Source organism: Vibrio sp. THAF190c, assembly GCF_009363355.1.
Taxonomy (GTDB): domain Bacteria; phylum Pseudomonadota; class Gammaproteobacteria; order Enterobacterales; family Vibrionaceae; genus Vibrio; species Vibrio fortis_A.
Genome location: NZ_CP045338.1, coordinates 3,273,714 through 3,288,988, shown reverse-complemented (window position 1 = coordinate 3,288,988; position 15,275 = coordinate 3,273,714). Strand labels below are relative to the sequence as shown.

Below are 15,275 nucleotides of genomic sequence, written 5' to 3'. Positions count from 1 at the left end.
AGCGAGTCAATGCTCGCTCTTTTTATTAGATAACAATCTGTTAGGACAAGAAGAACTTGTACGAAGGGTTATCGGTTTCATCTTTGCATTGGTAGCCAAGCTCACGCAGGTGAGTTGAGAATTGTGCAAGGTCGTCGTCACTCAATTCAAATCCACACAAAACACGACCATAGTCGGCACCGTGATTACGGTAGTTGAACAGGCTAATGTTCCAGTGGGTGCCAAGCGTATCGAGGAACTTGATCAGAGCACCTGGGTATTCTGGGAACTCAAAGCTGTATAGACGTTCTTTCAATGGCTTAGATGGCTTACCACCAATCATATATCGGATATGCAGTTTCGCCATCTCATCATCTGAGAGGTCGACTACCGGATAGCCGCCCTCACGAAGATCAGAGATGATGCTATCGAGCTCTTCCTGCCCACCATTGAGACGCACACCGACGAAGATGTTCGCTAGGCTGTCGTCGTTATGGCGGTAGTTAAACTCTGTCACAGCACGGCCGCCGATGATATTGCAGAACTCGAGGAAAGCGCCTTGGCGTTCTGGAATTGTCACCGCAAGCAAACCCTCGCGCTTCTCACCCAGTTCACAACGTTCGGACACATAGCGCAGACCATGGAAGTTAGTGTTGGCACCAGACAATACTGTCGCCAGTTGCTTGCCTTGCAGTTGGTTCTGCTCAGCAAACTTCTTCAAACCTGCCAGAGCAAGCGCACCAGAAGGTTCGGCAATCGCACGAGTATCCTCAAAGATGTCTTTTACTGCAGAGCAGATCTCATCGCTAGAAACGGCAATATGGCCATCGATGTACTGCTGGCATAGGCGGAAGGTCTCTTCACCAATGCGCTTAACTGCAACTCCATCGGCAAACATACTGACCTGATCCAGTACTACGGGTTCACCGGCATCCAATGCCGCTTTGAGGCAAGAGGAATCCTCTGGCTCTACTGCAATTACTTTGATTTCTGGCATTAACTGCTTAATCAGCACAGCAACACCTGCGGCTAAACCACCACCACCAACGGGTACAAAGATATAATCGAGATGACCATTCTGCTGCAGCATCTCCATACCCATGGTGCCTTGACCTGCAATTACTAATGGGTGATCGAAGGGAGGTACAAAGGTATAGCCGTGCTCAGCTGAAAGGCGTTCTGCTTCAGCCTTCGCTTCATCAAAGTTGCTGCCGTGCAGAACCACGTTGCCACCGAAGCCACGTACTGCATCTACTTTGATGTCTGGGGTGGTTTTTGGCATCACAATCGTGGTCTGAATACCTAGCTTAGAGCCAGACAGAGCCATGCCTTGAGCATGGTTACCTGCCGATGCTGCAATTACACCTGCAGCTTTCTGTTGTTCAGAAAGACTGGATACCATGTTATAGGCACCACGCAGCTTGAACGAGTGAACCGGCTGACGGTCTTCACGTTTAAGCTGAACCTGGTTACCGATACGTGCGCTCAGGCGTGGCATCTCTTGCAGCGGCGTAACGATAGCCGCTTCATAAACAGGAGCTCTTAGTATCTGGCGCAGGTAGTCTGCACCAGATTGTAAACGGGGCGTTGAGGTGTCATCGCTCATAGATTAGCCCTCAAGTTTCGACTTATCGCGCACTGCGCCTTTGTCGGCACTGGTCGCCATGCTTGCGTAAGCTTTAAGTGCGAATGACACTTCGCGTTGGCGATCAGCTGGTTTCCAGCCAAGCTCATCCTGTTTCGTACGACGAGCAGCAAGCTCTTCTTCTGGAACGTCTAGCGAGATAGAACGGCTAGGGATATCGATAGTGATGATATCGCCATCTTGAACAAGGCCAATAGTACCGCCACTTGCTGCTTCTGGAGAGGCGTGACCAATAGATAGACCAGACGTACCACCAGAGAAACGGCCATCCGTTAGCAGTGCACAAGACTTGCCTAGGCCCATAGACTTCAGGTAAGTCGTTGGGTATAGCATCTCTTGCATACCAGGGCCACCTTTAGGGCCTTCGTAACGGATAACAACCACTTCACCCGCTTTCACTTTGCCACCTAGGATACCTTCTACTGCTGTATCTTGGCTTTCGAATACGATAGCTGGACCTTGGAACTTAAGGTTCTCTTCATCCACACCTGCTGTTTTAACGATACAGCCGTCAACCGCGATATTACCAGATAGAACGGCTAGGCCACCCTCTTGGCTAAATGCGTTCTCTTTTGAACGGATACAACCATCGGTGCGGTCGTCATCTAGGCGGTCCCAGCGGCAATCTTGAGAGAAGGCTTGGGTTGTACGGATACCTGCAGGGCCAGCACGGAAGAACTTAAGAACGTCTTCATTCTCAGTTTGCATGATGTCGTATTCAGCAAGCTGTTGCTGCATTGTCATGCCAAGAACAGTACTGGTTGAGCCATTGAGTAGGCCTGCGCGGTCTAGTTCACCCAGAATCGCCATTACACCACCGGCGCGGTGTACGTCTTCCATGTGGTATTTTTGAGTAGATGGTGCCACTTTACATAGGTGAGGAACGCGACGTGACATCTCATCGATGTCGTTCATATCAAAGTCGATCTCACCTTCTTGTGCTGCTGCTAGCAGGTGAAGAACCGTGTTACTAGAACCACCCATCGCGATATCTAGCGCCATAGCGTTCTCAAAGGCTGCACGGTTGGCGATGTTGCGTGGTAGTGCTGATTCATCGCCTTGGTCGTAGTAGCGCTTAGTCAGTTCAACAACGCGCTTACCAGCATTGATGAATAGCTGCTCACGGTCTGCGTGGGTCGCTAGCATAGAGCCGTTACCTGGCTGAGATAGGCCTAGAGCTTCCGTTAGACAGTTCATTGAGTTTGCTGTGAACATGCCTGAACAAGAACCACAAGTTGGACAAGCTGAACGCTCAATCTGCTCGCTCTGTTCATCTGAAACTGTTGGATCGGCACCTTGGATCATCGCATCAACAAGGTCTAGCTTGATGATCTGATCAGAAAGCTTGGTTTTACCTGCTTCCATTGGGCCACCAGAAACAAAGATCACTGGGATGTTGAGACGCATCGCTGCCATCATCATTCCCGGAGTGATTTTGTCACAGTTAGAGATACACACCATCGCGTCGGCACAGTGTGCATTGACCATGTACTCTACAGAGTCAGCGATCAATTCACGTGAAGGCAGCGAGTAAAGCATGCCGCCGTGACCCATCGCGATACCATCATCAACTGCAATGGTATTGAATTCTTTAGCGATACCGCCCGCTTTTTCGATTTCACCTGCGACCAGCTGACCCATATCTTTAAGGTGAACGTGGCCTGGAACAAATTGAGTGAATGAGTTTACAACAGCGATGATTGGCTTACCGAAGTCATCATCTTTTACACCCGTCGCACGCCAAAGGGCACGAGCACCCGCCATGTTGCGGCCGTGAGTTGTAGTTGCGCTGCGATATTTGATTTTTGGAGCCGAAGACATTTGCTACTTCCTTATAAATTATTGAGCTGAAGGTGCTTGTTCTGGGTAAACGTAATCCAACCAGCCCCACTTATCTTCTGTGGTGCCGTTGAATAGGCCAAAGTAAAGGTCTTGCATTACTTTAGTGATTGGGCCGCGTTTACCACAACCGACTTCAATCTTATCAACTGTACGTACTGGCACGATTTCAGCTGCTGTACCTGTCATGAATATTTCATCTGCTAGGTAAAGTGCTTCACGTGCAATATTGGCTTCACGTACTTCATAGCCGCGATCACGGGCTAGAGTCATGATGCTGTCGCGTGTAATACCAGGCAAGATTGCGCTGGTCGTTGGTGGCGTTGTGATCACGCCGTCTTTCACGACGAAGATGTTCTCACCAGCTCCTTCTGAAAGGTAACCATCGACACTCAGTGCGATACCTTCATCGTAGCCGTGACGACGAGCTTCACCACCAACCAGTAGTGATGATAGGTAGTTACCGCCCGCTTTTGCTGCGGTTGGGATGGTATTAGGTGCTGCGCGATTCCAGCTTGAAATCATCGCATCTACGCCGTTTTCTAGAGCCTCTTCACCTAGGTACGAACCCCATGGGAAGGCGGCGATGACTAGGTCCATCTCAGTATTTTCTGGAGGACATACACCTAGGCCAACATTACCGACAAAGCCAAGAGGGCGGATGTAGGCAGACTCAAGCTTATTTTGACGCAGTGTTTCGCGTGTGGCGTCCATGATCTCCTCTTCCGTGTAAGGAATAGGGAAGCGGTAGATCTTGGCTGAGTCTTTTAGGCGCTTCGCGTGCTCTGGATGACGGAAAATTATTGGGCCATTTGGAGTGTTGTAGCAACGAACCCCTTCAAATACTGAAGTACCGTAGTGCATAGCGTGAGTTAAGACGTGAACGTTCGCCTCAGCCCAAGGAACCATCTCACCATTAAACCAAATGTAGTCTGCTGTTTTTGCTGTCATGTTTGCGCTTCCTTATGCACCAATCTTTTGTTGTAAGTTATTGTTTGGTAGTTCGTTACGGCTAATGGAAATCACATCGACAGTGCGTACATCCCATAGCTTTTCAATCTGATTAACCAAGAAAGAGATAGGGCGGTCGCTATCAACGATGATCTCAACACTCGCGATTTTGCTCTCATGGTTCTGCGTACCGGCAACCTGCTTAACGATGAAACCACGGTGACGAATAACACGAAGAACACGCTCTAACAGTACCGGCTTATCATCGGCTTTAATGTCTAGTAAATATCTTTCCATGTTACGTGTTCTCCAACATATCACTGTTTGATGCACCAGGTGGTACAAGTGGCCATACGTTCTCTTCTTCGTCGATTAGTACATGCAGAAGGTAAGCTGTTTTGCTCTCAAGCATCTCTTTGATAGCTGGCTCAACCTCTTCCTTCTTGGTGATGGTTTTGCCCGGAATATCGAAGGCTTTCGCGAGCATTACGAAATCAGGGTTGTCATCTAGGATGGTTTCACTGTGGCGACCATCGAAGAACAGCGATTGCCATTGACGAACCATACCAAGGCGCGAGTTGTTAAGTAGCACCATTTTCACTGGGATCTGGCGACGTTTAAGTGTCCCAAGCTCTTGAACATTCATCATGAATGAACCATCACCTGAGATAAGGATTGATTGATCATCTGGGCGAGCAACGGCTGCTCCCATCGCTGCAGGCAAACCAAAGCCCATGGTGCCTAAGCCAGCTGAGGTGATGAAGTTCTGCGGCTGACGAGGCTGAATGTGCTGTGCTGCCCACATCTGGTGTTGACCAACGTCGGTTGAGACAATTGAGCTATCCGGCATCATGTCAGAAAGTTGCTTAAGCAGCAGTGGTGCGAAGATTGGGTCACCAGGGTGGTCATAGCGCCACTTGAACGTGCTGCGTAAGCTCTCAGAATGATGAACCCAAGGGCTGATGTCTTGAGTCAGCTCTAACTGAGGAAGAATGGTGTTGATGTCACCACGCAGTGGAGCGTGTGCATGACGAAGCTTGTGGATCTCTGCCGCATCAATATCGATGTGAATGACTTTTGCGTGTGGCGCAAAGGTATCTAGCTTGCCCGTTACTCGGTCATCAAAGCGCGCGCCGACTACGATCAGTAGGTCGGATTCTTGAACGACTAAGTTAGCCGCTTTAGTGCCGTGCATACCTAGCATACCTAGGTAATGTGGGTCATCGCGCTCGATGGTACCTAAGCCTTTTAATGTGCTAACCGCTGGCATTGGATTAAGACGTAGGAACTCACGAACAGAGTCGGTTGCCTTTGCCAGTTGAACACCACCACCAACGTAGAGAACAGGGCGGGTAGCTTGAGAGAGGACTTGTTGTGCCGTCTCGATCGCTTCTTGTGGTGCCACAGGTATTGCTGGTGGCGTGAAAGAAGGAAGAACTTCTACTGGAGCTTCTGCAAGTTGCACATCTTTGGCGATATCAACGATAACAGGGCCTGGACGACCCGTTTTAGCTACTTCAAAGGCCTCTGCTAAGGTTGGTGCAAGGTCTTCAATGTCAGTAACAAGGTAACTATGCTTAGTACAAGAGAGGGACATACCGATCACATCCATTTCTTGGAAGGCATCAGTACCAATGTGGGAGCTAGCGACTTGGCCAGTAATGGCGACGAGGGGGATTGAGTCCATAAATGCATCGGCAAGGCCGGTGACTAGGTTAGTGGCGCCTGGACCAGAGGTCGCCATACATACTGCAACATCCTGAGTGGCTCTCGCCATTCCTATGGCGGCCATTGCAGCACCTTGCTCGTGACGACATAGTATGTGTTCCACACCACCGTCGTATAACGCATCGTAGATTGGCATTATGGCACCACCTGGATAACCAAATACGGTGTCTATACCCTGCTGCTTCAAAGCGGATACGACTAATTCTGCACCTTTCATCGTAAATCCCCCTGGTTACCGGTATTTTGGTAACTATTTTTTTTGTTGCTGCACATCGTGTGCTCCCATTCTTCCTGTCTATCGGCGTAGCCGAAAATGCTTCAAAGTATAAAAATCGAATCTATAAATTAGAAAAAACCCCCGGACTTGTCAGTGCGGGGGTTTTAAAAATTTGTGGCTATTTTTTATCCACACGCCCCCGCGTCGTCATAATAATGACCACGATAATCAGGTTAATCAGTGCGTATAGGCGTGTGTTTAGTGTCATAAAATCCGAGCTTTCTCGTCGATTGTCGTATGTAAAACCATCTATCTCTAGTGTTATCACAGAAAACTGTTTCCTGACAAGCAAAATGTCATTCTTTTTTCACATTAAAAACTAATTCCACCAAGCTATATAACAATCTTATGGCTTTGGTGAGGAACGAATACCCAGGCTGAATACTTTTAAATCAATAACAAAGGAAAGCTATGGGACTCGCAATTATTCATAGTCGCGCCAGCGTCGGTGTGGAAGCACCTGCGGTCACCGTCGAGGTGCATATCAGCAACGGAATGCCAGGGTTCTCTTTAGTCGGGTTACCAGAGACAACGGTCAAAGAGTCTAAAGATCGCGTGCGCAGTGCAATCATCAATTCACGATTTGAATTTCCAGCCAAGCGCATAACAGTCAATCTCGCTCCTGCCGACCTTCCGAAAGAGGGAGGGCGCTTCGATCTGCCGATCGCTCTGGGGATTTTGGTCGCCTCTGAGCAGTTGCCTGAAAGTAAAGTCTTGAGTCATGAGTTCATTGGTGAGCTCGCTCTGTCTGGTGAATTGCGTACAGTCAAAGGCGTATTACCCGCAACCTTGGCGTGTGATAAGGCGAATCGCGCTCTGGTGGTCCCGCATGATAACGGTGAGCAAGCTGCTTTGGTTGGACAAGGGGAGCATAAGTCCGCCCAAACACTGCTCGAGGTGTGCGGCTACCTTTGTGGTCAAAGTACGCTGAACTTAAACGATGTCTCTGAGCCTCTCTCTCAAGAGCACATGACTCGAGACCTGCAAGATATTATTGGTCAGCAACAAGGCAAACGAGCGTTAGAGATCGCGGCGGCTGGCAATCATAACTTACTGTTTTTAGGTCCACCCGGTACGGGCAAGACCATGCTTGCCTCACGCCTTTGTGATTTACTGCCTGAGATGAGTGATGACGAAGCGATGGAGACGGCTTCCGTCGCGTCACTCACCCAGCAAGAGATCAATCAATACAACTGGAAGCAGCGTCCATTTCGTTCCCCGCATCATTCAAGCTCGATGGCGGCATTGGTGGGGGGAGTGTAAGTTCCATGACTAATTGGAGGTGAACATTGATAAATGATAATGAACACGGATAAACGAGAAGTGAGTCTATGGCTGTGCTTCGTTGTTCTAGTGTTTTGTATGTAATTTTAATTTAGTTAAATGTTAACATTGTTTTAAAATACTAGTGGGCTTGATTTAGATCACTTAATAGAAAAAGCATGTCTATTTTTGATTTATAATGATGTAGTGTCATAGTATCAATAAATTTCAGTAGGCTTTGGTAATGATAACCTATAACTTAATATTAGAAACAATTAGCAATAAACCTCCAAAAGAGTTCCTTACACAATCAAGCCTCAGTTTATATAGCGTAACGGCTGACGATAATTATATAGAAATAAAAACATACCGAAGAGTTTTTTATGTAGACGTTGATGATTTTTTAGGTTTGGTGGTTAGCGTACTCTCAAGAAAAAGTTTTATATCGGCTGACTACAGAAATGAGTATAAGCATGTTTGCTACTTGTTGCCTATTGTAGAGTTCCTATTTGATAAGTTGAAGCTAGATACTGAAGGTTACAGAGAACCCAAGAATCCGTACTACACAAGAAAAAGCACTATCTCTAACCCCATATCTCCTTTAGAGAAAGTTGATATCAAGGAAGACAAAGTCTTTAAATCTTCTTCTAGAGCATTGGTAGGCGATGAGCGTATTACCCGTCTTGTTCAAGATGGTGAGTATGTTTCCCATTTAGCTCGAGACGTTGGCGAACCCGAAAATGTTATTGTTGATGTTCATTATGCAACTAACAGAAAAATTGTACATGATGGAAGCCTTTTTTCAGGAGACAGGCAGAAAGACCTCAACTACGGTGTAGCTCGAGTATCAATACCTAAGAATGCTCATATGTCAGGTAATATCGAGAGGCCTATTACCTTACCCATAGTAAAAATAAAACTAAAGGAGAACAAAAGTAAGCACTTTACAATTGAGTCCGGACAATCTTTTACGCAAGATGAATTTGAACAATCTCTAATTAATGATTCAGAAAGAAAAAGTATTATGATTTTTGTTCATGGTTATAATGTTGGATTCAAGGATGCAATATTTAAGTCTGCACAAATGAAATATGATTTATCCTATGAATGGCCAATATTACTTTTTAGTTGGCCATCTAAAAATAAAAAAAGATATTATTCTTCGGATAAAGAAAACGCTCTTTACTCATCTAAAAATCTAGCTAAGCTACTTGATATTATTTCAACATTGAATGTTGAAGAAGTTATTGTCGTAGCACATAGTATGGGGACATTCTGCTTGGCAGAAGCCTTGTCCCAAGTTCGTGAAGAAACAGCGTTCCAAAGACTCGCTCTTGCGGCGGCAGATATAGATAAACAGGCGTTCATCAACCAATATGCAGACAGAATTAAGGATGTTTTTAGTTCTACGACGCTTTATATGTCAGATAGTGACGTTGCTTTGTTAGCATCCAGCTTGGCAAATGACTCAGATAGGGTTGGTTTTGCAAAAAATGATGTCTTAGTCATAGACAACATGGATTCTATAGATATGACTAATCTTGATGAAGGTTTTTTCACTTTGGGTCACTCGTATGTATCTGAGAATAATAGGGCATTAGATGACCTATTTCATTACTTAGTGTGCGGTCATAAAGTAGGAGAGCGGCGATTAAAGTCATTGACTAACAAATTGTTGAAAAAGTACTGGACTCTTCACGCCTAGTTATATTTGTTTTGGGTCATGTTTGGTGGAGAGATACTCTATTCAGTTGTCTCGAATGTAAATCACTCGCCAGTAATACTCAGCATTGAAATTGCGCGCTGATATTGAATAGTTATTGCCATTTGCTCTGCTTTTGTTAATAGCTGAGAAGCTTCATTAGCATCAGATTGGCCGATTATGCGCGCTTTAGTTATTAAAGCATCGACATACAGCGAATCAAACTGCCTTGAGCTTGTTACATTTATGCAGTTATCTATTGTGAGTAACGCCTTCGGTTTCTCATTTTGGCAGTAATAAAGTTCAGACTGTAGGATATTGGTTTGTATTAGCCAGTATTCCATATTTGCTTTCCTAGCTAATCGCTCTGCGAGTAATAATGTTGACTCTGCTAGCTCAAAGTCGCCACTTTGGAATGAGACATACCCTTGCCAGTACATGCTCATGAGCATGATATCTAGTCGCTCAGATTGTCGTACATAAGGGATTGAGCTTTTCTGTAATCCCTCAGCTGTGACAATATCCCCCTGCAAAAGTGCACTTTCGACCAAACCCATAAACGCGAGCGCTCTGGCGTCTGGGTTACTAACTGTCTTATGTTTTGATCGTGGGTGTGGCTTGGTTCTATTCATAACATAAGCTAGTCGATGCTCTGCTTTTCTATATTCGCCACACAAAAGATGAATTTTTGCTCTTGTGGTGTAAAGTTCGAATTTTAACTCTTCGGATATCACTCGTTCATTTGCTGCGTTCATTGATAGAGATAGGTAGTGAGTTGATTTGGATATATTCCCACACTCAATATAAACCTGCGCTAAACCCATTAAAGTTGTTACTTCGTTTCTTTTTTGGCTTTTTTTCGAAAGGATATCAATTGCCTCTTTGTAGCAAGAGATGGCATTAGCGATGTCTCCCATATCCTTACTAAATTGACCTGATGAGTTGTGGTATACCACTAATGTGTTGAACTTATCATGGTCATTCCAGATGCTGGAATATAAGGCTGGGTTATTTGGGGCTGATTTAGTAAGGGCTCTACAACATCGCCATCCAGCTTCTGGGCTAGACAACTTTCTAATTGTCATTCCCCCTTTGAGCTTTGAATCGTATAAGTCACTAGCCTCGAACCATGAGCCACTGGATGCCAATATTTCAATTGCTGAAACAATATATTCCAACATTTCGCTACTAACGACATCCCCTCTACCGGGCTTGTTGGCTAGAAATGAACCGACTAAGTTTCCACGGCTGCTATCGGAGGTGATTTTATGTCTAAAGTAGTCTCTAATTATTGGGTGGCATGAATATTTTACCTTTCTTTTTACAATATCTTGAATTATGAGGCCGGTGTTAATTAATGATGAAAGAGCGACCTGAAGCTCTTTTGATGATAGTACATTATTGCTCATCGTTTCACTGAGGCTTATTAATGTTTTCTCATCAATGGTTGAACTGAGCGTTGATACACTACTTAGGATGGAGACTTGTTCATTGGTAAGTGTTTTCTCGTAGTAGCTTAGTAAGCGGACTATTTTGTCATCTAAGGAGATCTGAATTTGTGATTCGACCGATAGGATTCTATTGAGATGACTGATAGGACTCATCTGCTGAGCATTAGGTAATCCAGCGGCGAAAACCTTTAGGGCCAAAGGGTGCCCCTCTAGGGCAGTCGAAATACGTTGCAAGTCAACTCTTGCCCCACCTACATACAAACTTTTCAGTAGTGAGCAAGCTTCGAATTCATTCAACTTCGTTAAACGTAAGTATTTCACCACTTCATCTCGAGGTCTTAGATCAACAATGTCGAATCGCGAAGTCAGAACGGCAATAGAGTTTGTTGGTGAAAGGCTAAAGTCTAATAGAAAATGCCTTAGGTCGGCTGATAGGAATTGCCCTTTATCATACTCTGATTTATCTGATTGAATTACTTCTAACCCATCTAAAATGACACAGATCGGAACTATTGAAAGCACTTGACGAATTGACTCTTGGACGTCACTTTGGTTTTCGAATAACGTTGGCGGCAGAGTTATAAAACTATCTTTACAAAATGCAAGTAATTCTTGAAAGAAGACATTTACATCAATCTCGTTGTAAAAGCTCCAGTAGAATAGCCCCTCGATTTCTCTCTTCTGTAAACAGTCCTTATATTTTAACCAGTTACCGACCAAAGATGTCTTTCCTTGCCCTCCAATGCCTGTAATTGCGATAATTTTTGTATCAATGTCAGCCATCCAGGAGTTTAGAGTAGATAAGTGACCTTCGCGACGTACATAGCGAGAATCATCAGTTGTTTCGTGAACCCAGCGCTCCTTAATTGTTCGAGTACTTACCTTGTTAGGGTTTCCTCTTAGTAATTGAGCTTGTGCGGCTTTAGTTTCGGCTTGAGCTTTGAGGATGCGCAGTTCCTCGGCTGTGTGGCTACTTTCATTACGGTCAATGATTGTATGGCATGAACCACAGAGCCATATGCCATTTTCCGGTGATCGGACTTCGTCTAGTGAGAGCTTTTTATCGAACCGAGGTCCATTTTGGCTTGCTGAATGGATGTGCGCAGCTTGACCACTGATTGTTGATTTAGATGGACTGTCATGAGGCCCTGTCGTTGGTCTAAAGCAGTTGGAACAGAGCCCATTTACTCTTTCAGAAAGAATTCGCTTTGTTTTATTGGTAAAATCGCCATCTCTCTTCAATGTAATTTCCTAACTACGTAATAGTTCATGTTTAACTAATTTACCTCTTCTAGCGGAGGTAATCCAAGCAGTTCTGAAATCTTTATTTCGATCTCTTTTGCCCAAGCTTCAGGCTGCTTTTTATTTACTCCAGTATGCGATATGCCAGCATGCTCGAAGCTGTCAAAATAATCCCTCGCAGCTTCTTTTATCCCCTTAGATTTCCAGTCTTGACTAACTCTTGGCCAGCCATTTCGGATTTTTGTGAGTTCTAGGAAAGTGGAAAAGTCACCCTCTTCCATATAGGCAAATTCTTGCTTGATCATGAGCAGAGTGCTTCGGCTTTTTTCTGAACCTTTTAGTTCCATTTCTGCTAAGTAAATAAATTGTTCCTCATTGAGTGCTATTTCGACCCAAACGATTTGGCGCATTCGCTCACGACCTTCATTTTCGATGATGTGCCACGTACGTCTAGCATTTTTGTCTTTAGAAAAAGCAGTAATGATTTCGTCTTGTTCTACAATTAGTGCACCAGAACAACTCCGAGTGGTGACTTCCCATTTACGGGCCAATACTAATGCTCTCAGAGCAATAATCATCGAAATAAAGTTTGCTAGAGTTCTATCGACCTCATAGACGTGTGAATCAAATTGACCACCTTGTAATACGTGCTCGTCGTTTTCAGGATCAGGGGTAATGTCTTGATATGAGTAACTACCTATTTCACTACCGATATCATTTTCATAAACAGGATTTATTGAATCACCTGTATGTGTATGTTCTATATCTAGATGATTCATGGCATCGAAAGTGTTAGTAGGTCTAAGCATAGATATTTTTCTTCCACTCGCTGTCGGCGGAGTATCAACTTCTTCAGAATGTTCATCAAGCAATACATCACTTGATTGGAAGTCACTACCAACATCTCTCTTCCAAGGCGCTTGAGATTTTGAGTAAGTATCGGAGAGAATTTGTACCTTTTGGTCATACTCTTTAGTACAACGTAATAAATTTGCGGCAAAGACAAATGGCACTCGTTTTGCGCCTCTACTTACATTAGTAAATAGTTTTCCAGATACCGTTAGGTTTGTTCTACCGTCAAAAGGAAAGCCAGATTTGACTACGTAGGGGAGTTTAAGAGCTTCGGTATTATTGGCGTTGTAACGAGTGGTGGATTTTATATAGTTTGATGGAAGGTAAAGTGATTTGCACACCTCTTTAGAAGTATACCCTCTATGAATGACAAACTGTTCTACTTTCGAGAGCTTCTGATTAACTTTTAGAAAAGGGGGACGCCATTCAAAATAGCGCCCTATATCACCAATGATGATTGCATTCATAAACCGGCTACTGACGCCTAGGTACGCCCGATAAAGTTCATTGCAAGAAATGACTAAGTACTGTGCTCTAGGATCATTGAGAACAGGTACTACTGCGTATAAAGAGTGACCTATTTGATTTTTGCTATCATATAGCTGCTCAAAGTCGATTACGGTTGTAGGCAGAATGGTACTAAACTCTTCACCAGACAAACTAACTTCGTTACCAAGCTTAAAAAATTGTATTTTTGTAGTATCAACAGTGAAGTGCTTTTCTATTAAAGGTAAGGTTGATACTCTCCTTCCACCACCTTTTATACCACCTCTCCAACAAGAGCCAACAAGTAAGTCTGACGTTTTATTAAGATTTACGGTAATACCAAATGGAATACCTATTGTTGCTCTGGGATCAAGTGGTGAATGTAAATACTGCTCATTTATTTGAGAAAGCCACACGTGGATTTTAGGTACTTTGTGTGAGAGCTCTAAATGACTGTAGCCATTGACTCGCCACAGACCTGGGTGTTTTGTTAGTTCTTTTACTGGGTCAATTTTAGCCAAAGAAATACTCCTAAATGAACACTATCAAATATCAATGTACAACTGTGGGTATAATTTAGTCAATTGGCATAGGTTATCTTTTAAGGTGTTGATATTTATATTGTTAATTTAACTAAAAAATTGGAATGGAGGTTGGGTTTTGATGAGGCGTGTAATTTCTTTCATTATTGAACCGAAAGATCAAAGTGTCATTTTTTTTAGTCGGTGGTTTAGCGTGCTTACATTGATATTCAGAAGCGATGCAATAGCTCGCTTAGTGACTTTGGGTGATCTTTTAGATAGGTAGTTGATTGCACTAACTATTTCTTTGTCAGTAACAACATATTGTTTTGCATTCATATTGAAGTAAGCGGTGGAACTTAACCAGTAAGGCAATTCATCATTCACATCTGAGAATGCGGATAAGCTAAATTTAGTGTTCTTAGTTAAGTTTAGCCAACGATATGGCCATTCGGGAAAATAGTAGAACAATGAAGTTAGTACTTTTCTTCTTTGCTCAATACCTAGAAAATTAAAGCCTACTGAATCCGTTTGGCTATTGGCACTACTTCTAATATCAACACCTAGCTCTTCGAATATACGCTCTCGAACTTCATTTGCCCTCTTTGATAGCATCCTACCGGAAAGTGCCCAAACCCCATTGAATAGTTGCAATTCTAGCGGTTGATGAAGCTCTGGGAGAACTCCTGTTCTGTGAGCAAATCTTTCGACAAAGGAAATATACTCATTAGAGATGAGTTTCAAGTTAGGGGGTAATTGTTCCGTTTTATTTAACCAAAGAGGTTTAAAGCAGTTGTGACACAAAGCGATATTAGCTGGAGGGAGTTCATAATGATTGTACCCAATAGAGAGGCGTTGGAAGTCAATATTTGCTCCACAATTACTACAGCTATCTCGCAAGAGGCACTTATGCTTTGGGCAAATAGTGATGAAGGAAAGCCTCCAAATTTTACGGAAGAACTTAACTTGGTCTTCTGCTAAGCACTTGGGGCAATATACAACTCCAAATCTTAACTTTGTTCTGTGATAGATGCCGAGCGGTAATATCCACTTGGTGTTACCAGTGGGATTAATAGCCTCAAATAGTTCCCCTTCATAGGTGTGAAGCTGTGCTTTACGTAGGCTTGCGGTGCTAAAGCCTGTAGCCTTAGTGAGTAGTTCTAAAAGCTCCAAAGAACTTAAGCGATCAATATCTCTATAATACGCATCCCCTTTGAAATCAAGTAATTCAGAAAATAATGTGTGTGTATATACACGATTTCCTAATGCTAATCTTGTAACCCACGATGAGAGGAGCTCTCCTTCCTGAAGTCTTGGGCGTATAGGTAATAACACCTCC

At 44.0% G+C, this 15,275-nt stretch carries 9 protein-coding genes and 1 pseudogene; 2 read left to right on the top strand and 8 right to left on the bottom strand.

Annotated features, from left to right (window positions below):
- Positions 1 to 40: 40 nt before the first annotated feature.
- Genes ilvA through ilvG form a run of 5 tightly spaced genes read right to left on the bottom strand, consistent with a single transcriptional unit; the run spans position 41 to position 6,359 of the window.
- Positions 41 to 1,585, bottom strand: coding sequence for a threonine ammonia-lyase, biosynthetic (gene ilvA, locus FIV04_RS14940; RefSeq protein ID WP_150870628.1), 1,545 nt, complete (start codon positions 1,583 to 1,585; stop codon positions 41 to 43).
- A 3-nt stretch (positions 1,586 to 1,588) separates the two neighbouring features.
- On the bottom strand, positions 1,589 to 3,445 hold the full coding sequence (ilvD, locus tag FIV04_RS14935) for a dihydroxy-acid dehydratase (RefSeq protein ID WP_152469496.1): 1,857 nt from the start codon (positions 3,443 to 3,445) through the stop codon (positions 1,589 to 1,591).
- A gap of 18 nt (positions 3,446 to 3,463) precedes the next feature.
- Positions 3,464 to 4,414 carry a branched-chain amino acid transaminase gene (locus tag FIV04_RS14930; protein ID WP_152469495.1) on the bottom strand — a complete coding sequence of 317 codons (951 nt, stop codon included), beginning with the start codon at positions 4,412 to 4,414 and terminating at the stop codon, positions 3,464 to 3,466.
- Positions 4,415 to 4,426: 12 nt separating this feature from the next.
- Positions 4,427 to 4,711 (bottom strand): acetolactate synthase 2 small subunit, encoded by a 285-nt coding sequence (gene ilvM / locus FIV04_RS14925; protein WP_032548651.1) that lies wholly within the window; start codon positions 4,709 to 4,711, stop codon positions 4,427 to 4,429.
- Between the two features lies 1 nt (position 4,712).
- Positions 4,713 to 6,359, bottom strand: coding sequence for an acetolactate synthase 2 catalytic subunit (gene ilvG / locus FIV04_RS14920; RefSeq protein ID WP_032548652.1), 1,647 nt, complete (start codon positions 6,357 to 6,359; stop codon positions 4,713 to 4,715).
- A gap of 471 nt (positions 6,360 to 6,830) precedes the next feature.
- On the opposite strand from ilvG, the pseudogene FIV04_RS14915 reads away from it, so the two are divergent.
- Both FIV04_RS14915 and FIV04_RS14910 read left to right on the top strand, forming a co-directional pair.
- Positions 6,831 to 7,676, top strand: a pseudogene (locus tag FIV04_RS14915) (YifB family Mg chelatase-like AAA ATPase); the annotation flags it as partial.
- 250 nt (positions 7,677 to 7,926) lie between these two features.
- Entirely contained in the window at positions 7,927 to 9,387 is a 1,461-nt protein-coding gene (locus tag FIV04_RS14910) for an alpha/beta hydrolase (protein WP_253895353.1), read from the top strand.
- 62 nt (positions 9,388 to 9,449) lie between these two features.
- On the opposite strand, the gene FIV04_RS14905 is transcribed toward FIV04_RS14910, so the two are convergent.
- The 3 genes from FIV04_RS14905 to FIV04_RS14895 all read right to left on the bottom strand — a co-directional run bounded on the left by FIV04_RS14905 (position 9,450) and on the right by FIV04_RS14895 (position 15,271).
- On the bottom strand, positions 9,450 to 12,077 hold the full coding sequence (locus FIV04_RS14905; RefSeq protein WP_152469493.1) for a hypothetical protein: 2,628 nt from the start codon (positions 12,075 to 12,077) through the stop codon (positions 9,450 to 9,452).
- A 35-nt stretch (positions 12,078 to 12,112) separates the two neighbouring features.
- A complete protein-coding gene (locus tag FIV04_RS14900) occupies positions 12,113 to 13,936 on the bottom strand; it encodes a hypothetical protein (RefSeq protein WP_152469492.1) in 1,824 nt (607 codons plus the stop codon).
- A 180-nt stretch (positions 13,937 to 14,116) separates the two neighbouring features.
- Positions 14,117 to 15,271 (bottom strand): TniQ family protein, encoded by a 1,155-nt coding sequence (locus FIV04_RS14895; protein ID WP_172974255.1) that lies wholly within the window; start codon positions 15,269 to 15,271, stop codon positions 14,117 to 14,119.
- Positions 15,272 to 15,275 lie beyond the last annotated feature (4 nt).

Excerpts from the sequence above, each read along its gene's own strand:
- ilvA (WP_150870628.1), bottom strand. The coding sequence starts at position 1,585 with ATGAGCGATGACACCTCAACGCCCCGTTTACAATCTGGTGCAGACTAC.
- ilvD (WP_152469496.1), bottom strand. The coding sequence starts at position 3,445 with ATGTCTTCGGCTCCAAAAATCAAATATCGCAGCGCAACTACAACTCAC.
- FIV04_RS14930 (WP_152469495.1), bottom strand. The coding sequence starts at position 4,414 with ATGACAGCAAAAACAGCAGACTACATTTGGTTTAATGGTGAGATGGTT.
- ilvM (WP_032548651.1), bottom strand. The coding sequence starts at position 4,711 with ATGGAAAGATATTTACTAGACATTAAAGCCGATGATAAGCCGGTACTG.
- ilvG (WP_032548652.1), bottom strand. The coding sequence starts at position 6,359 with ATGAAAGGTGCAGAATTAGTCGTATCCGCTTTGAAGCAGCAGGGTATA.
- FIV04_RS14910 (WP_253895353.1), top strand. The coding sequence starts at position 7,927 with ATGATAACCTATAACTTAATATTAGAAACAATTAGCAATAAACCTCCA.